The 17,900-nt window shown below is 67.6% G+C and carries 17 protein-coding genes and 1 tRNA gene; 13 read left to right on the top strand and 5 right to left on the bottom strand.

Annotated elements, in window-relative coordinates; genetic code table 11:
- Window positions 1-64: 64 nt before the first annotated feature.
- From VFC51_01845 to VFC51_01835, 3 genes are all read left to right on the top strand, one after another.
- Window positions 65-1,105: a kelch repeat-containing protein gene (locus tag VFC51_01845; protein ID HZT05747.1), complete on the top strand. Its 1,041-nt coding sequence runs from the start codon at window positions 65-67 to the stop codon at window positions 1,103-1,105.
- Window positions 1,106-1,864: 759 nt separating this feature from the next.
- Window positions 1,865-2,374 (top strand): cupin domain-containing protein, encoded by a 510-nt coding sequence (locus VFC51_01840; protein HZT05746.1) that lies wholly within the window; start codon window positions 1,865-1,867, stop codon window positions 2,372-2,374.
- 14 nt (window positions 2,375-2,388) lie between these two features.
- Window positions 2,389-3,357: a TAXI family TRAP transporter solute-binding subunit gene (locus VFC51_01835; protein ID HZT05745.1), complete on the top strand. Its 969-nt coding sequence runs from the start codon at window positions 2,389-2,391 to the stop codon at window positions 3,355-3,357.
- 4 nt (window positions 3,358-3,361) lie between these two features.
- Here VFC51_01835 and VFC51_01830 read toward each other — a convergent pair whose 3' ends face one another.
- The gene (locus VFC51_01830) at window positions 3,362-4,312 is read right to left on the bottom strand and encodes an NAD(P)-dependent oxidoreductase (GenBank protein HZT05744.1); all 951 of its coding nucleotides are present in this window, start codon (window positions 4,310-4,312) and stop codon (window positions 3,362-3,364) included.
- A gap of 130 nt (window positions 4,313-4,442) precedes the next feature.
- On the opposite strand from VFC51_01830, the gene VFC51_01825 reads away from it, so the two are divergent.
- Window positions 4,443-6,140, top strand: coding sequence for an ABC transporter substrate-binding protein (locus VFC51_01825; GenBank protein ID HZT05743.1), 1,698 nt, complete (start codon window positions 4,443-4,445; stop codon window positions 6,138-6,140).
- Window positions 6,141-6,206: 66 nt separating this feature from the next.
- Here VFC51_01825 and VFC51_01820 read toward each other — a convergent pair whose 3' ends face one another.
- From VFC51_01820 to VFC51_01810, 3 genes are all read right to left on the bottom strand, one after another.
- A complete protein-coding gene (locus VFC51_01820; protein ID HZT05742.1) occupies window positions 6,207-7,247 on the bottom strand; it encodes an ornithine cyclodeaminase family protein in 1,041 nt (346 codons plus the stop codon).
- Between the two features lie 33 nt (window positions 7,248-7,280).
- Window positions 7,281-7,787, bottom strand: coding sequence for a hypothetical protein (locus tag VFC51_01815; GenBank protein ID HZT05741.1), 507 nt, complete (start codon window positions 7,785-7,787; stop codon window positions 7,281-7,283).
- A gap of 147 nt (window positions 7,788-7,934) precedes the next feature.
- Entirely contained in the window at window positions 7,935-8,726 is a 792-nt protein-coding gene (locus VFC51_01810; GenBank protein ID HZT05740.1) for an aspartate dehydrogenase, read from the bottom strand.
- A gap of 157 nt (window positions 8,727-8,883) precedes the next feature.
- On the opposite strand from VFC51_01810, the gene VFC51_01805 reads away from it, so the two are divergent.
- The 8 genes from VFC51_01805 to VFC51_01770 all read left to right on the top strand — a co-directional run bounded on the left by VFC51_01805 (window position 8,884) and on the right by VFC51_01770 (window position 17,287).
- Window positions 8,884-9,897, top strand: coding sequence for a protocatechuate 3,4-dioxygenase (locus VFC51_01805; GenBank protein HZT05739.1), 1,014 nt, complete (start codon window positions 8,884-8,886; stop codon window positions 9,895-9,897).
- Window positions 9,898-9,951: 54 nt separating this feature from the next.
- The gene (locus VFC51_01800) at window positions 9,952-10,752 is read left to right on the top strand and encodes a PhnD/SsuA/transferrin family substrate-binding protein (GenBank protein HZT05738.1); all 801 of its coding nucleotides are present in this window, start codon (window positions 9,952-9,954) and stop codon (window positions 10,750-10,752) included.
- Between the two features lie 15 nt (window positions 10,753-10,767).
- Window positions 10,768-12,267 carry a UDP-N-acetylmuramoyl-L-alanyl-D-glutamate--2,6-diaminopimelate ligase gene (locus tag VFC51_01795; GenBank protein ID HZT05737.1) on the top strand — a complete coding sequence of 500 codons (1,500 nt, stop codon included), beginning with the start codon at window positions 10,768-10,770 and terminating at the stop codon, window positions 12,265-12,267.
- Window positions 12,268-12,433: 166 nt separating this feature from the next.
- Window positions 12,434-13,741 carry a homoserine dehydrogenase gene (locus tag VFC51_01790; protein ID HZT05736.1) on the top strand — a complete coding sequence of 436 codons (1,308 nt, stop codon included), beginning with the start codon at window positions 12,434-12,436 and terminating at the stop codon, window positions 13,739-13,741.
- A 2-nt stretch (window positions 13,742-13,743) separates the two neighbouring features.
- Window positions 13,744-14,862, top strand: coding sequence for a threonine synthase (thrC, locus tag VFC51_01785; GenBank protein ID HZT05735.1), 1,119 nt, complete (start codon window positions 13,744-13,746; stop codon window positions 14,860-14,862).
- A gap of 4 nt (window positions 14,863-14,866) precedes the next feature.
- Window positions 14,867-15,769: a homoserine kinase gene (gene thrB, locus VFC51_01780; protein HZT05734.1), complete on the top strand. Its 903-nt coding sequence runs from the start codon at window positions 14,867-14,869 to the stop codon at window positions 15,767-15,769.
- A gap of 35 nt (window positions 15,770-15,804) precedes the next feature.
- A complete protein-coding gene (locus tag VFC51_01775) occupies window positions 15,805-17,019 on the top strand; it encodes an aspartate kinase (protein HZT05733.1) in 1,215 nt (404 codons plus the stop codon).
- Window positions 17,020-17,122: 103 nt separating this feature from the next.
- Window positions 17,123-17,287 carry a hypothetical protein gene (locus VFC51_01770; GenBank protein ID HZT05732.1) on the top strand — a complete coding sequence of 55 codons (165 nt, stop codon included), beginning with the start codon at window positions 17,123-17,125 and terminating at the stop codon, window positions 17,285-17,287.
- On the opposite strand, the gene VFC51_01765 is transcribed toward VFC51_01770, so the two are convergent.
- On the bottom strand, window positions 17,278-17,532 hold the full coding sequence (locus VFC51_01765; protein ID HZT05731.1) for an Lrp/AsnC ligand binding domain-containing protein: 255 nt from the start codon (window positions 17,530-17,532) through the stop codon (window positions 17,278-17,280). The two genes, VFC51_01770 and VFC51_01765, sit on opposite strands and share 10 nt — an antisense overlap.
- A 71-nt stretch (window positions 17,533-17,603) precedes the next feature.
- Between VFC51_01765 and VFC51_01760 the strand changes: the two genes are divergently transcribed.
- Window positions 17,604-17,678: transfer RNA gene (locus VFC51_01760), tRNA-Thr, on the top strand.
- The last annotated feature ends 222 nt before the right edge of the window (window positions 17,679-17,900 follow it).

Genomic DNA, 17,900 nt, shown 5'->3' with positions numbered 1-17,900 from the left:
GCAAAATTATTGCACAGGGGTCCCGGCTGGATGGGTTATGCTGGAGCCCGAAACGAGGTGCGCGATGCGGGCTGTGACCGTCGGGATCGTGCTCGCGGCCGTCGTCGGAGCCGCGAGCTCTCTGCTGTTCGGAGCGCGGCTGGCTCACGCGCCGGAGGACTCGGGCGGGGCGCGCAATCCCCTCACGGCGGTTGGCCGGCAGCCCGAAGTCGTTCAGGCGCCGACCAGCGCGCTCTGGGTCGATCTGGCGCAACAGCGCGTGCCGCGCCAGGAGATGGCGGTCGCGGAGCTGGGTGGCCGGATCTACGCCATCGGCGGGTTCAACCCGGACGGGAGCAGCGCCAACACGGTGGAGGCGTACGACCCGGCGACCGATAGCTGGGCGACCGTCGCGCCGCTCCCCATCGCGCTCAACCACCCGGCCGCGGCGACGGTTGGCGACCACGTGTACGTTATCGGCGGTCATCCGGACCAGGGCGCCGAGGCGGTCGATACCGTCTATGCGTACGACGCTGGAGCGGATCGGTGGGTGCCGAGGGCGCGCATGCCGACCGCGCGCGGGGCGCTCGCCGTCGCGGTTGCCGACGGCAAGATCTACGCCATGGGCGGCTCGCCGGACCGGCGCGAGCGCGATTTCGCCGTGTACGATCCGGACGCGGACGCCTGGACGCCGCTACCCGCCATGCCGACGCCCCGAAACCACCTGGCGGCCGGTGCGCTGAACGGGAAGATCTACGCCGTGGGCGGGCGTAGCGGCGACATTGGCGGCATCACGGCCGCCCTCGAGGAGTACGACCCCGGGGCCCGCGCGTGGACGGCGAAGGCCCCGATGCCGACTGCGCGCGGCGGGATCGCCGCCGCCGTCGTGGGAGGATCGCTGTACGTCTTCGGCGGCGAGGGCAACCGGAACAACCCGACTGGGGTGTTCGATGAGGTCGAGGCGTACGACCCGGCCACCGATAGCTGGCTGAGGCTCGCACCGATGGGTGCGCCCCGCCACGGCATCGGGGCGGCGGCCCTCGAGAACCGAATCTACATCCCAGGAGGCGCCAGCGTCGAGGGCTTCGGGGTGACGCCCGTCAATCAGGCGCTGGACGTGCAATGACGGAGGGACGAGGGAAGACCGGCCAAAGCCGCCGGCGCTCGAGCGAGAGCCGGAGCCTTGGATAACATGCCAATCTCCAGCGGGCAGCCTGGTGGGAGGAGCCTCGTGGAGTCGGAGGCGCCCGGCGCGGAGATCATTGCTCGCAGAGCGCTACCCGGTGTGAATCGGGAGGGCGGCATGGGCGCATCAGGAAACGCTCCGCCGCTTGTAGCCCCGGCCAAATTCACTTGGCCTGGCCACTGGGAAGTTACCGCCACCTGGACGGCCAGCATGGCTCCTCGAGTCGCTATTGATGCACGGAGCTTGTGGGCCCATCTCGACATTGTCTGCTGCCTCCTACTCCGGAACGACGTGCGCCATGTGGCCTGCGATGACGAACACAACCAACGGGGCGGTTCGATAGTTGGTCACTTTTACCCTTCGTTCTCCGTGGGAAAGGCCACCGTGCGGGCGGCTCTGTGTCCGTGCCGTGCGGGTAAAACGAGAGGTAGCATCGTGTTGTCATAATTTGACAGCATAAGATCCCGCCCTCGCACCAGCGCAACACGTGCTACGCATGTGATACGTTGCGGTCACAGGCGCATTTTTGAGATCGGCGCGGCCTGAGCCTCCCGTGTCACCAGCTCGTCGCACGGTGGCCCCGGCGTAGCTGCGGCAACCGCGCCCCGGCACAGCTGCCCCGCACAGCCGCTCGTTGACGCTCGCGACCACGCCCGCCTACACTGCGGCAGGGACGCCAGGCGCCACCAGGAGAGACCCATGACCCAGACCACACCCGAACCCCAGGACCTGGCGGCGCGGCTGCGTCGGCACGTCGCGCGGTTCGCCGACCGTGTGCCCGACTGGGAGGCGTTCGAGGAGGCGAAGATCCCGGGCTTTCACCGCGCGCAGCACCGCTACGTGGGCGCCGGCGCCTCGGGGAAGTACGACGACCCGAACGCCATTCCACCGGGCAGCTTCACCGTGAGCGTGATGCTGGTCCCGCCGGGGCAGGGGAACCCGCCCCACACCCACGAGGTGGAGGAGGTCTTCTTCGTCCTGAAGGGTCAGCTCACCTGCTTCTGGTGCGCGGGTGACGCTCGCGTCGAGCAGGTCCTTGGGCCCTGGGACATGGTCTTCAATCCCGCGGACGTGGCCCATGGGTACCACAATGCGACCGATGAGGACGTCTACGTGCAGATCATGCTGGGCCGCCCGCGGCCCGACGTGCCCAGCTACGTCGAGGAACGCTACGAGCGGGAAAAGTACGACCATCTGAAACGTAGGTAGGGGAGGACGAGGCAATGGAGCCACTGCCGAGCGGAGCCAACTTCATCCGCTCGAAGACCCTCTGGGAAATCGGACTGCACATTGCCGGAAACCCGGCGACACCATACGGCGGCAACCGCGACATGTGCATCGTCGTGGGGACGGGATCCGGCGAGGAATTCCGGCCCTGGCTCCGCATGGCCACCGGGTCACCGCTCCTCGCTCACGCCGTCGCGAAGGGTGAGATCGAGATGGCGTTTGTGAACCCATCGGGGCTTCTCACCCAGGCCTACCGTGGGACCGGCGTGTTCTCCGAGCCCCTTCCGGTGCGCGTCGTGGCATCGTACCCGTCGTGGGACCGCTGCGTCTTTCTCGTCCACCCCCGGACGGGCATCACGGCCCTAGGGCAGATCGCCGAACGCAAGCCCGCGCTCCGAATCTCGATCCGCGAGGAGAAGGCCCACTCCACGCGCGTCCTCACCGACCAGCTCCTGGCGCTCTATGGGATCAGCCTCAAGGACCTGGAATCATGGGGCGCTACCTTCCAGGAGGTGGGGCCGCCGGGCGACATGCGTCGGGTCAACGCGTTGAAGGCGGAGGAGATCGACCTCGTCATCGATGAGGGCATCCGGAACAACAACTGGTTTGACGTAGGCCTGGAGCACGGCATGCGGGCCATCGAGCTGGAGCCCGAGATTCGCGACGGGATGGCCGCGATGGGATGGCGGATCGTGACCATACCGGCCGGCCGCTATCCCCACCTCACCCACGATTACACGTGCATCGACTACAGCGGCTGGCCGCTGTACACCCGAGCTTCCCTGCCGGACGACGTGGCATACGACGTGGTGGGCGCGCTTCACGCGCGGACCGACGAAATCCCGTGGGAGGAGAACTTCGGCGGGACCGGCCAGCTCGGCACCGACACGGAGGCGACGCCCATCGACGTGCCGCTCCATCCCGGCGCCGAGCGCTGGTACCGGGAGCACGGCTTCCTGAAGTAGCGCGCTACTCCGGGTTGTTCCGCAGCCAGGCGATGTAGTCGGCGACCCAGTATTCGAGGTCGTGTTGGGGCGCGTAGCCGACGTCCTCCTTCGCCTGGGTAATGTCCATGTAGGGGTTGGGCTTCCCACGCGGGTTCGTACCCGGTTGCAGCTCCACTTGGAGGTCGGGCGCGACCTTCTTCGCCGCCTCCACGAGGTCGCGATTGGTGCGTCCAATTCCCGCGCCGATGTTGTAGACGCTGTGCGGCAGCTTCTTATTCGCGGTCTGCAGGAGGAAGATGCCCAGCGCGCAGTCCTTCACGTAACAGAAGTCGCCGAGGTCATCGGCGTACGGGACTCCTGTCCGCGACCCGGCGAAGTTGGCGGGCACGCCACGCGCGGCCGCGTGGCAAACGCGGCTGGGGAGGTTCATCATCGTGTGGTACAGCGGCCCCCAGATCGTCGATGCCCGCACGCCGACGGTCTCGATGCCGGCCCGGCCCGCAAAGTGGGGCGCCAGCACATCCCACGCCTTCTTGAAGGTCTCGGTGGGGTTGCCGGACGCCAGCGGAAGGGGCGCGTCCTCCCGGTACGGGCCGGCGGGGAGGCTCGCGTACACGGTGACGGAGCTGGCGTACGTCACGCGGGGCACCTCGAACATCCGGGCCGCTTCGAGCACGTTGAGCAAGCCGAGCATGTTCACCCGGTAGTCTTCCCCGGGGGTCAGGGCGGCGAGGCCCGGCACAGCCAGGTGCACGATGCCGGTGACCTTGTGGCGATGGACGATGTCCAACACGGCGAGGCTGTTGGTCACGTCGAGCTGCTCGACCACGACCCGCTTCCCGATCTCGTCCTTGATGAAGTCCGGCTCTCGCCGCGCGTGGTATTGCGTGATGACGACGTTCTCCCCGGCGTCGAGAAACCGCCGCGCTGTGTGCAGGCCAATGAACCCCATGCCGCCGGTGATCAGGATCATCCGCGTCCCCCCGCTCGATTGCTCCGTGGGCCAGTATACGAGAACGCTGCGCGCGGACCGATCTGGATCCGCTGCGCCGGAATGGACGCGCAGCGTACACTTCCGTGATTCCCAACGGGAGCGCGAACCCATGCGACGAGTCCGCGTTGCGCTGCTGGCGACCCTCCTGTGCGTGGGCTGTGCCCGAGCGGGTCCGACGCCAGCGTCGCCGGCGGAGCCCAGCCAGTCCGCTTCGGCAGCCGCGCCGAAGCGGATCGTCGCGGCGACCAAGAACGTGCCCTCGTTCCTGTACTACAAGCTGCATCCCGGTCCGACCGCGGGCGCCGAGGAGATCGGCGACCTGCTGGACTCCGGCCTCGTCATCACCGACGACAGCGGGCTCCTTCGACCGCTCCTCGGCGAGGCCGTGCCGTCCCTCGACAACGGACTCTGGCAGGTGTTCCCCGACGGATCGATGCAGACGACGTTGAAGATTCGCCCGCGCGCAGTGTGGCACGATGGCGCGCCCCTCACCGCCGACGATCTCGTCTTCACCGCCGCGCTCGCGCAGGACCGCGAGCTGGCGGTCTTTCACCACGTCGGGTTCGACTCGATCGAGCGGCTGGAGATCGTGGACCCGCGCACGGTGCTCGTCCACTGGAAGCGTCCATACATCGAAGCGGACGCGCTCTTCAGTACGCGATTCACCCTGCCGCTCCCCGCGCACCTCCTCCAGGATCCGTACACCGAGAGTAAGGACACCTTCTTGGAGCTGCCATTCTGGGGCGACGAGTTCATCGGGACCGGGCCATTCAAGGTCCACGAGTACGTCCGTGGGAGCTTCCTGAACCTTCGAGCCAACACGGAATTCGCGCCGGGTCGCCCGCGGGTGGACGAGATCGAGGTGCGGTTCATCACCGACGACAACGCCTTCATCGCGAACCTTCTGTCCGGTGCGGTCGACTTCACCCTCGGTCGGGGTTCATCTCTCGAGCAGGCGCTCATGGTGCGGGACCAGTGGACGGGTGGGTCGGTCGAGTTCAAAGCGCTCGATAGCTGGGTGACCCTCTACCCGCAGTTCGTGAATCCGAGTCCGCAGGTCGTTGCCAATGCGCAGTTCCGTCGGGCCCTGGTCCAGGCCATCGATAGGCAGGAGATCGTGGACACGATCCAGCACGGGCAGACGCCCGTCGCGGACGGCAATATCAGTCCACACCATCCCTACTACAAACAGATCGAGCCCAGCGTGGTGCACTACGGCTATGATCCACGCCAGTCCGCGGCCATCCTGCAGGACTTGGGGTACGCGCGCGGGGCGGATGGCGCGTTCCGCGACGCCGGCGGCCAGCCGCTGGCCCTGGAGCTGCGCGGCTCCACGGTGCTCGACATTCTGCCGAAGTCGATCTACGCCGTCGCGGATTACTGGAAGCAGCTCGGCGTGCCCACGACGCCCGAGATTCGGCCAACCCAGCTCGCCGCCGACCCGGAATGGACGGCGACCTTCCCCGCCTTCGCGCTGCAACGCCAGACGGGGAGCCACCGGTTCCTCCCGAATCTGCGCAGCTCACAGGCGCGCATCCCCGAACGGAACTACACAGGGCTAAACGTCGCCCGCTACATGGACCCGGATATGGACGCCCTCATCGACCGCTACGTGACGACGATTCCCATCACGGACCGGGTCGCCGTGATCGCGCAGATCGAGCATCGAATCACCGACGAGGCGATCTGGATGACCTTGTTCTTCGACACGGAACCGGCCCTCATCTCCAACCGGCTGGTGAACGTCCACGCGCGGGGCGAGGACTCGAACCACGCCTGGAACGCCTACGAGTGGGACGTGCGGTAGGCGCCGATCCAGGATGGACGTGGACGAATCAGCGAGCTGTGGATCGATCGGGATCCGCGACCGGCGCTATGGGGCGTATTCGCCGCCGCGAGTGACGAACAGGTCGTCGGGCAGCGGCGTGCCGAGGTCCTGCTCGCGCGCGAGCTGAAGGATCAGCGATCCCAGCGCGGCGAATTGGATCCCCATTCCCGTGTTGTTGTCATGGAGGGTGACCTGGTCGTCGGCCGTCCGCCCGGGTGCGATGCCGGCGACGACTTCGCCAAGGTCGTGGATCTGGTCCCAGGCGATCACCCCCTCCTCGATGGCCCAGAGGAGCTTCGGCTGGCGGTCGACCTGGATCTGCTCCTTCAGGTTCGTGACGATCACATCGGCGCGTCGAACCGCGTCGCGGTCGATCTCAGAGCCGGCGGCCGACTGGTCCGTCCCCACGATCGTCTCGACGTGCGTGCCCGGCCGGAGCGCGCGACCGTCGAAGACCGGTGAGCGGGAGTTCGTCGCGGTGACCACGATGTCGGACCCGTCGACGACCGCGTCCGGCGTGTCGACGGCGCGGACCTCCACACCGGTCTCATCGGACATGCGCGCCGCGAACGACACTCGGTGCTCGGGGTTCGGACTGTAGACCTTGACGAGCCGGAGCGGGCGAACCGCCGCCATCGCGTGGACCTGCGCCGTCGCCTGCTGGCCGCTCCCGAAAAGCCCCATCACCTCCGAATCGGAGCGCGCGAGGCGCTTCGCCGCGATGGCGCCGGTCGCGGCCACGCGACGCGTCGATAGGAAGTGGTCGTGCAAGATGGCTTCGAGCGCGCCGGTGGCCATGTCGAAGAGCAGGACGAGGCCGACGAAATCGCCCGCCCGCACCTTCCGCGTCATTCCGTCCACGGTGGCGAGACGGAAGGAGGTCGAATCAATGCGGAGCGCCAGGGTGTTGATCGACGGCACCGCGCCCATGATGTTGTTGAACCAGTAGGTCGCGCCTTCCTGGCGGAGTGGCGCGGTCAGGCGCCTCCGCGGCGGATTGACGGCCTCACCCTTTCCGAGGCCGAAGTAGGCGCGCTCGACGACGTCGATGACCGCGGGCGCGTCCACCCCCGCGATCCGTTCCATATCCTCATTGGTGAGCAGGAGGACCAATGCTGCCTAGTGGCCGTTCATGACCGTGCCGGACGACTGGATGCGCGTGGCGGTGTCACCCGGCGGAGTGAATCCTCCGTACTGACTGTAGGCGTTGGCCGTTGCTGATGGGTTACCAGCCGCGCGCGCAGCCGCAGCCTGGCTCGGCGTGTAGGTGCTGATATTGGTGTACGGTCCAAGCTCCGGCTGGCCGTTCACGTACGCGGTATTCCCCGGCGTCGTGTAGGCCACGCCGGACACGCCGCTTCGCACAACCGCGTTGTTGGAGTTGGACACGATCGTGATGGAGCCTCCGAGACCATCGGGCACCGTTACGACGACGTCGGTGCCGGAATCGTCGAAGCAGATGGGCGTGATCGCCCAGGTGAAGGAATTGTCCGCCGGGACAATGGACGTCGTGGAGTCGCAGGAGTCCGCGCTTGCTTGCGGCGCCATCACGGCGCCGAAACTCAACAAACCGGCGCCCACGACCACTGCGGCGATCAGCCGGCGCGCTTTATCGAGCTTTAACATCTTTTGTCTTGCCTCGCTTTCGTTATAGCCGCCCTCTCCGGGTGCTCTCACTACGTTGTAACGAAAAACCGCCGCTGTTTCGATGCCGTTTGCTCACCGGGAAAGCGCTCGCGAACCTCTCTGCAAACCCGTCGTCGCCCGATCGCCTTAGCCAACCAGCGCGACGGGCGCGCGCAGATTGCGAATGGCCTTGATGACGCTGAGCGCAGTAATCCGCCCTGTTTTGGGATTCTCCGTCGGAACGTTCATGATGGTGAAGCGCAGCTCCCCGAACCATCCCTTCGCGTGGATCTCGTGCGTGTTTCGCGTGACGGCGGGATCGGCGAAGATCCGGATCTGCGTGCGGTCGAAGCCGATGCCGGCGAGGCTCACGGCGGCCGCGACGTTGACGTTCGCGGGAAACAGACGAACGGCGTCGCGCGTCGCTCCCTCGTAGAGGAGCACCGGCTGGGATTCAGCCTCCCCGAGCGCGGCGTCGCGATCGGTGCCGGTGGCGAGGGCATCCGGCGGCTTGCGCGTGGTAATGGTCACCTCGTCCAGCCCGCCGATCGCCGCGGACGAGATGGCGTCGAGGGAGCCGATCGCCCCTGAGGGGAGCAGCAAACGTCCGCCTCCCGCAATGGCCGCGTCGCGGAGCCGACCGAACAGCGCGTCGTCCGAAAGCACGCCGATGCTGATGATCATGAGGTCGCGCCCCGCGCGAAGCATCGCCTCGCCGTGTTGGCGCACGGCCTCCTGGCCAGCCAGCTCGATCACGAGATCCAAGGGCTCCGCGAGGAATCGGTCGCGGTCGGCGGTAACCAGCGCCCCACTGGGCCCTTCGGCGTCCGCTCGACGCACGAGCACGGCCGATATGCGCGCCTCGCCGGCCTTGCCGTCCGCTATCCCGCGCGCCACCTGTCGGCCCGACGTGCCGTATCCGATTAAGCCCAACTGCATTGTGTGCGCCATAGGTCGGCGCTCCATCGCGGTCAGAATTCGCCCGCAGTATACTGGTCACGATGACACGGGGCCTGAATTTGCGCCACGGCGCGTTACGCCGACGTGGTATGCGGACTATATCGCAGGCCCAGCCACCGAGGGGAGAGAGACGACGATGGCCAGGATCATAATGGGCATGGCGACCTCTCACGGGCCAATGCTGAGCACGCCGCCTGATCAGTGGTGGCAGCGCGCAGAGGCGGACCGGACCGGAAGAACCGACCTCTGGTTCAAGGGCAAGCAGTACAGCTATGCCGAGCTGGTCGAAGTGCGCGCCGACGAGCATCTCGAGAAACAGATCACTCCGGAGAAGATGCAGAAGCGCCATGCCGCGTGCCAGAAGGCCATCGCGAAGCTCGCCGAGACCTTCGAGCGCGTGTCCCCTGACGTCGCGGTCATCATCGGCGACGACCAGGAGGAGATCTTCCTCGACGACAACATGCCGGCCTTCGCGGTGTACTGGGGCGATACGATGGACAATGTCGGGCTCTCGCCGGAGGTTTCCGCGAAGCGGCCGCCCGGCCTGGCCGTGGCGGACTGGGGACATTTCCCGCCCGAGCCGGCCACCTACCCGGGGCAGCCAGAGCTCGCGCTCCACATCATCCATAACTTCATGAACGATGGCTTCGACGTCGCCCATTCGCGGCGCATCCCGGCGGGACGGCACGGAAACCACAGCATTCCCCACGCCTACGGCTTCATCTATCGGCGGATCATGAACGACGAGGTCATCCCCAATGTCCCCATTTTCATCAACACCTTTTATCCGCCCAATCAGCCGACGCTGCTGCGCTGCTACGAGTTCGGTGAGTCGCTCCGTCGCGCCATCGAGTCGTGGGAGAGCGACCTTACGGTGGCCGTGATCGCGTCTGGCGGGCTGACGCACTTCGTCGTGGAGGAGGATCTCGACGAGGACGTCATCGCCTCCATGAAGGCGAAGGACGTGAAGAAGCTGACGAACCTGCCGGCCGAGCGCTTCAACGCCGGCACGTCGGAGATTCGGAACTGGATCACGACCTCCGCGGTGATGAACGGCATCGGCCTCGAGATGGAGATGATCGACTACGTCCCCTGCTACCGATCGGAGGCAGGGTCCGGTAACGCCATGGGGTTCGCGCAGTGGCTCTAGCGTACGGCGGTGCGGCTCGTGGGGCGAACCGATGAGCGGGCGAATATAGCGCGCATGGACACGCTCCGCGTCAGTACGTTCGGCCGGTCGCGCGTGCACGAGCGCTGCGTGAACGACGGGATCTACACGGCCGAGAACATCGACGTGGAGCTGGATGTGACGCAGTCCTCGAAGGCGCAGATGGGCCGCCTCCGCGACGGCGTTTGGGACGTCGTCCACACGAACGCGGACAACGTCTACTGGTGGAACGAAGACAACGGCGCCGACTTCCTGATCGTGCTGGCAACTCCGGGGAGGCCAAACCAGAGCCTCGTCGTTCGGCCCGAGATCCACTCGTGCGCGGAGCTCCGGGGCAAGCCGATCGCCGTCGACGCATCGGAAAGCGGCTACGTCACGCCGCTGCGCATCCTGCTGAAAAAGGCGGGACTGGCCGAGGAGGGGCGGGACTTCACCTTCCTCGAGGTGGGGGCGACCCAGCAGCGCATCGATTCCATGCGTGCAGGCGACACCTTCGGAGCAATGGTGGGGTCCGACCAGGCGGCCGCCCTGGAGCGCGAGGGATTTCACGTGCTCGACTCCATCAACCACCTCTACACCAACTACGCGGGGGGTACCGCTGTTCGGCGCGAGTGGGCTGAGAAGCGCGAGGACCTGCTGCTGCGGTACCTGCGCGCCTATCTGCGCGGCCAGGCGGCCGAGGATGGGAAGCCGGGCCAGGCGACGCCGCGCTTCGGTTGGGATGGGCTGCAGGAGATGATGCAGATGCGGCGCGACGTTGGGCTTCTTCGCGGGCCGGTAGACGCGCACCGCTTCGCCGACGATCGCTACTTTCAGCGCGCCCTCGCGACTCTCTAGCCCTCCCACAAAGACGTGCGCCTCGTTGATCTCGCCGCGACGGTCCCGGGGGCGCGCGTCGTGGCGGGTCACGACGTCGAAGTGCGTCGAGCCGCCCACGATTCGCGCCGCGTCGAACACGGAGACCTCTTCGTCGCCCGGCCCGGAGCCACGACCTACGGCCTTCGGTTCGTCGGGGACGCCGTCGCCCGCGGCGCCACAGCCGTCGCGGCGCAGACGCCGGTCGAGGTTCCCCCCGGCGTGGGCCTCCTCCTCGTACCGGACGCGCGCGCGGCGCTGGGTGAGATCGCCAGCGTGCTCGCGGGCCGCCCGTCCGAGCATCTGCGGCTCGTGGGGGTGACGGGCACAGATGGGAAAACCACGACCTGCCACCTTATCGGCTCGGTGCTCGCGGCCGCCGGTCGCCGAGTGGGGTGGATGACCACAGCCGACGTGCGCGTGGGCGATGACGTCCGACCGAGCGTCTTTGGGCTGACAACGCCCGAGGCGACAGAGATCCAGCGGACCCTCGCGGACATGGCGGACGCCGGCGTGGAGGACGCGGTGGTCGAGGTCAGCTCCCACGCGCTGGCGCTCGATCGGGTGCGGGGCTGCTCGTTCGACGCGGCCGTGTTTACGAACCTTTCGCCGGAGCACCTGAACTTTCACGGGTCCATGGAGGCCTACGCGGCGGCCAAGGCGACGCTGTTCGCGATGCTGGACTCGCCGACGGCGAAGCGGTGGAGCCGAATGGGCGTCGTCAACGCGGACGATCCGGCGAGCCCGACGATGGTTGGAGCGAGTCCGGCCGGCATCGTCAGCTACGGCCTCGAGGTCCCCGCCGACGTGACGGCCGAGCACGTACGGCTCGGGATCGGCGGGAGCCGCTTCCGGATCCGCACGCCGGTCGGAGAGATTGACGTCGAGACGCAGCTCGTCGGGCGGCACAACGTGTCCAACTGGCTGGCTGCGGCAGCCATCGCCCTGGGGTGGGGCATCGACCTGACTGCCGTTGCGGACGCCGCGGCGACAACTGCGGCGCCTCCCGGCCGCTTCCAGCGCGTCCAGCGGGGCCAACCGTTCGAGGTCGTGGTGGACTTCGCCCATACGCCGCGCGCACTGGAGACGACCCTCGCCACGCTTCGAGAGATGGTCGATGGGAGAATCTTCCTCGTGTTCGGCATGGCCGGCGGTCGCGACGCGGGGAACCGCCCGACGATGGGCGCCATCGCCGCGCGCTACGCCGATTTCTTCATCATCTCCACGGATGATCCGATGCGCGAGGACCCCCGGGAGATCGCCGACGCGGTGGCGGCGGGCGCGCGCCAGACCGGCGCCGAGGACGGCGTAAGCTTCGCCATCGAGCTGGACCGGCGCGAGGCGATCCGCCAGCTCTTCCGCCGCGCACGACCCGGCGACGCCGTGTTGCTGGCGGGCAAGGGCCACGAGCGGCGCATGCTGGTCGGCGAGGGCGCGGAGCCCTGGAGCGACACGGACACGGCCGTCGATTCGCTGGCGGATCTCGGGTTCGGGTAGTCGCGCCGCCCGCTTCCCTCCCGGACAAGAGCCTCGACGAGGCGCAGCTGGATTGTGCCGCGTCGCGGACGCAACCTATAATCGCGGCGAAGTCCCAAGCCGTCCTTGTGCGCTCTGGCGACGATGCGGCTTGGGATTTTGAGTGTCAGAGGTCGACGGTCGCATGATGGAGAAGCCATTCCGGATCGGGCTGCTCGGGCTGGGAGTGGTCGGGACCGCCGTGGCGCACGCGCTGGTCCAGAAGCGCGGTGTGCTTGAGCGACGGATCGGCTGCCCCATCGAGCTTCGGCGAGCGCTCGTTCGCGATCCTGACCGCTCGCGCCCCATTGACCCGTCCCTGATCACCCTGAACGCGGACGACATCCTCGACGATCCAGCTATCGACGTGGTCGTCGAAGTGATGGGCGGGGAGGATCCGGCGCACGCCTACATCTTGCGGGCGCTTCGGGCGGGAAAGCACGTCGTGACGGCCAACAAGGAGGTCATGGCCAAGCACGGGCCCGAGATCCTGACGCTCGCTGCCGAGCACGGTGTGGATATCTCCTTCGAGGCGAGCGTCGGGGGCGGGATCCCCGTCATCGGGCCGTTCAAGCTGGATCTCATCGCCAACGAGATCCGCGAGATCCGCGCCATCATCAACGGCACGACGAACTTCATCTTGACGCGAATGGCGGCGGATGGGATCGAGTTCGCCGACGCGCTGGCGGAGGCGCAGCAACTCGGCTACGCCGAGGCCGATCCCCGGAACGACGTCGATGGGATCGACGCCGCGTACAAGCTGGCCATCCTGGGAAGCCTCGCGTTCCATACTGTCGTACGGCCATCGAACGTGTACTACGAGGGCATCGCGTCGCTGAGCGCGACGGACTTCCGCTACGCGCGCGAGCTGGGATACGCCATCAAGCTGCTGGCCATCGCGCGCGCGGAGCGTGGCGCCGTGGAGCTTCGCGTGCACCCGACGCTGCTGCCCGAGACGGAGATGCTCGCGAAGATCGACGGCGTGTTCAACGCGGTGGCTGTCGAGGGCGATCTCGTCGGTCGCATCCTGTTCTACGGCCGGGGCGCCGGCGCCGGGCCAACGTCGAGCGCGGTCGTGGCCGACATCATCGACGTGGCGCAGCGTTCGCTGGCCGGCCTGGGTGGCTCGTCGCGACGGACGGCCCCGACCTATGATGAGCAGGTGCGCTTTCGCCCGATGGACGAGGTCTGCACGCGGTACTATCTGCGTCTCCTCGCGCACGACCGACCGGGCGTGTTCGCGCAAATCACCCACGCCCTGGGCGAGGCGGGCATCAGCCTCGCCTCCGTGATCCAGAAGCAGAACGTGGAGCTGGGCGAGCCGCGCGTCCAGTATGCTGAGATCGTGCTGATGACGCACGAGGCAAAGGAAGCGGCAATGCAGCGGGCGCTTCGATCCGTTCGCGCGCTGGCCGTCGTGCGTGACATTGGCAGCATGATCCGAGTCGAAGGCTGACCATGCGCGAGCCGGACGCGACGGACCCGGGCGAGTCGCCGTCGCTCGCGGGCACACGGCCGGACCCGCACCCCGGCGTCCTCGCCCGCTATGCCGCGTACCTCCCCATCACCAACCGCACGCCCATGCTGAGCCTCGGAGAGGGCGACACACCCCTCGTTCGCTCGATGAAGCTGGAGCGGGAGATTGGCGCCGGCGCCCTCTACTTCAAAATGGAGGGGGCGAACCCGACCGGCTCCTTCAAGGATCGCGGCATGGTGCTCACGATGGCGAAAGCCGTGGAGGAGGGGAGCCGCGCCGTCATCTGTGCCTCGACGGGGAACACGTCGGCGGCTGCCGCGGCCTACGCCGCGCGGGCGGGGCTGCAGGCCATCGTCATCGTGCCGGATGGCTACGTGGCCCTGGGCAAGCTGGCGCAGGCGATGATCTACGGTGCGCGTGTGGTGATGGTGCGGGGGAACTTCGACCACGCGCTCGCCCTCGTTCGCAAGCTGAGCGAGGCCCATCCCGTGACGATCGTGAACTCCATCAACCGGTACCGGATCGAGGGCCAGAAGACGGCGGCGTTCGAGATCTGCGACCGCCTGGGCGACGCGCCCGACTTCCTCGCGATCCCGGTCGGCAATGCCGGCAACATCACCGCGTACTGGGCGGGCTTCTGCCAGTACGCGTCAGCGAAGCGAGCGACCAAGCGGCCGCGCATGCTGGGGTTCGAGGCGGCCGGCGCGGCGCCGATCGTGCGCAACCAGGTCATCCCCAATCCGGAGACCGTCGCGACCGCGATTCGCATCGGGAACCCGGCGAGCTGGGAGCTGGCCGTGGAAGCGCGCGACAGCTCCGGCGGGATGATCGCCTGTGTGACCGACGAGGAGATCCTCGACGCCTATGGCTCGCTCGCGCAGCGGGAGGGCCTCTTCGTCGAGCCGGCGTCCGCGGCCTCGGTGGCGGGGCTGCGCAGCCTGGTTCGGAGCGGCCAGATCGACGTGGCCGGGCGGACCGTGGTGTGCGTGCTGACCGGCAACGGGCTGAAGGATCCGGATCGAGCCGTCCAGCTCTCCGGCGACGCGGCGCGCGTCGATCCCGATCTCGCCTCGGTCGAGCGCGCGCTCGGCTGGGCCTAGGGCGGTGCAGCCCTTTACCGTCGAGGTTCCGGCGACGAGCGCGAACCTCGGACCCGGCTTCGACTCCCTTGGCTTGGCCGTGGATCTGGTTAATAGGGTACGCGTGGAGCCGGCGGATCGGTGGGAGATGGCGACGACCGGCGAGGGTGCGGCGCAGCTCCCGGTCGGCGAGCGCAACTTGCTCCATCGCTCGCTCATGACGGCGGCGCGGCGGTGGGACGTGGACCTCGCACCCATGCGGATCACGTGCACGAATGCGATCCCGCTCTCTCGGGGGCTCGGCAGCAGCAGCGCGGCCATCGTCGCCGCCCTGGTGATCGCGAATCGCTTCTGCAGCGACGCGCGGTCGGAGGACGAGCTGCTCCAGATCGCATCGGAGATCGAAGGGCACCCGGACAACGTGACGCCGGCGCTCCTTGGCGGCGTTCAGGCGTGCGCCATCGCCCAGGGCCGAGTGGTGCACGCGCGCGTTCCGATCCCGCGGGCGCCGAGCCTGGCCCTCTTCGTGCCGGATATGCCGATGCCCACGCGCGAGGCGCGGCGGGTGCTGCCGCGGCGCGTCGAGATCCACGACGCTGTTTACAATATCAGTCGAGCATGCTTGCTGGTGGCGGCCCTCGCCTCCGGAGACTTGGACGCGCTCCGGGTGGGCACCGAGGACATGCTGCACCAACCGTCGCGGATGCGCCTCTTTCCGGGGATGCCGGTGCTCTTCCACGCGGCGCGCGAGGGCGGCGCCGTGGGCGTGTACCTGAGCGGGGCCGGATCGACGGTCATCGCGTTGGTGGACGGGGATGCGACGCCGGTGGCCAATGCGATGGCCCGAGCAGCCATGCGTGATGGGATGGCGGGCCGGTCCATCGTCTCCACGATTCGAGACGCGGGCGCGCGGGTGATCGCCGACTGATCGGCGCTGCTCGTCGGTGCCGGAGAGGTCGAAAGGTGCCGCTGGTCGTTCAAAAATTCGGTGGCAGCTCCCTGGCGGACGCGGGGCGCATCCGCCACGTGGCCGCGCGTATCCGCGATACGCGGGCGGCCGGGCACGACGTGGTTGTCGTGGTGAGCGCCATGGGCGACACCACGGACGAGCTGATCAGGCTGGCGCACTCCGTGAGCGCCCGGCCCGACGAGCGCGAGATGGACATGCTGCTCTCGACGGGCGAGACGGTTTCCGCGACGCTCGTGGCGATGGCGCTGGAAGCGCTGAGCTGCCCGGTCGTGTCGTTGACGGGCGCGCAGCTCGGGATCAAGACCGATCGCGCCCATTCGCGCGCTCGGATCATCGACGTCGAGACGGACCGCGTACGCGCCGAGCTCGGGCGCGGGCGCTGCGTGATCGTGACGGGCTTTCAGGGCGTCACCGAGGAGGGGGACGTCACCACGCTGGGTCGGGGCGGATCGGACACGTCGGCGGTCGCCATGGCGTGCGCGCTCCGAGCGCCGCGATGCGAGATCTACACGGACGTGGACGGCGTCTTCACCGCCGATCCGCGGGTCGTGCCCGACGCGCGATTGCTGGCCGAGATCACGTACGAGGAGATGCTGGAGCTGGCGACGCGCGGCGCGCGCGTGATGCACCCGCGCGCGGTGGAGCTGGGGGAGCTGTATTCCCTTCCTATCGAGGTGCGATCCAGCTTTCACGACCGGTCGGGGACCCTGATTCACCGAGGAGCGAGCATGGAGATTCGGAAGCGGGTGCGCGCCATCGCGCACGACACGGACGTCGCGAAGATCACGATTGCCGGCGTGCCGGATCGGCCCGGCATCGCGCGCGCGATCTTCGCGCCGCTGGCCGACGCGGGCGTCAACGTCGACGTGATCATTCAGGCGACGAGCCAGGCGGGGTTCGCCGAGATCTCCTTTACGGTGGCGCGGGGCGACTTCAATCGGGCGCTGGAGATCACCCAGCGCGTTGGGCGCGAGCTGCAAGGCCAAGTGGAGGGTAAAAACGGTCTGGCCAAGGTCTCGATCGTGGGTACGGGGCTGCAGAGCTCGCCCGGCGAGGCGGCGACGATGTTCGGCACGCTGGCGGACCGGGGGATCAACATCGACACGATCACGACCTCCGACATCCGCATTACGTGCGTGATCGACGAGGCGGCGGTGCCCGGCGCGGTGCAGGCGCTGCACAGCGCATTCGAGCTGGAAAAAGAGTGAACGCGATGAGGTTGCGCCGCACGAGGCGCGTGGATGGCGCACAATGGGGACCTGCGCGTGCGGCTTCTTCGGCGAACCGGTGACACCGCAAGAGGGTTGGGAAATGCGAGCGCCAGGTGTGTTCTATCGGGCAACCCACGTGATGGTATTCGTGATCGTGATTCTGGTCCTGGGGTTCGGCGCGTACGCGGCGGTGCTCACCCTCTCCAGCCCGATGGGAAGCAGCAGCGTGATCCAGATGGTGGATGGGCTGCGCGCTCAGCCGTGACCCGCGCCCGTCGGGGATTCGATCACCATGCAGGTGACGGTGTTCTCTACGCCGCGCAGCTCGTGCACGAATCGGAGCACCACCGAGCCGATGGTGTTGTAGTCGGAAGCCTCCACGACGGCGATGATGTCGTAGGGACCGATGATGGGATCAGCGGACGTGATGTTCGCGTTGCGGGCGAGCTCCGCGCGCACGAGGTCGATCTCACCGACGCGCGTCTTGATGAGGACGTAGGCCTTGGCCACCGAGGTGCCTCCGACGGTGCTGGGTGTGCAGGGGGGCGGGTCCGACCGAGATGGTATACTTTTGGACCCCCGCCGGCGTAGCTCAGTGGTAGAGCAGCTGTTTCGTAAACAGCAGGTCGAGGGTTCGAATCCCCCCGCCGGCTCCATTGGCGGTCACTGCAATTCAGTGGCCGACTCTTTTTATGCATCTTACCGATGTCAAGCCAGGCACGAGCAGCTGTGTGAAGCTTGCGTCCCGTCAAGTGTGTAAATTCGCCTGACGTGGTTCTTGTCGATCGCGTGCCCTACCGCGGAGCCGCCAGCGCTGGCGGCTCCGCGCCGCCCTCCGAGAGGGCGGACAGCTTGGCCAGCGATTCGACGCTGAAGTA

This window comes from Chloroflexota bacterium (genome assembly GCA_035652535.1).
GTDB lineage: Bacteria > Chloroflexota > UBA6077 > UBA6077 > SHYK01 > DASRDP01.
This window is presented reverse-complemented; position numbering and strand designations above follow the sequence as displayed.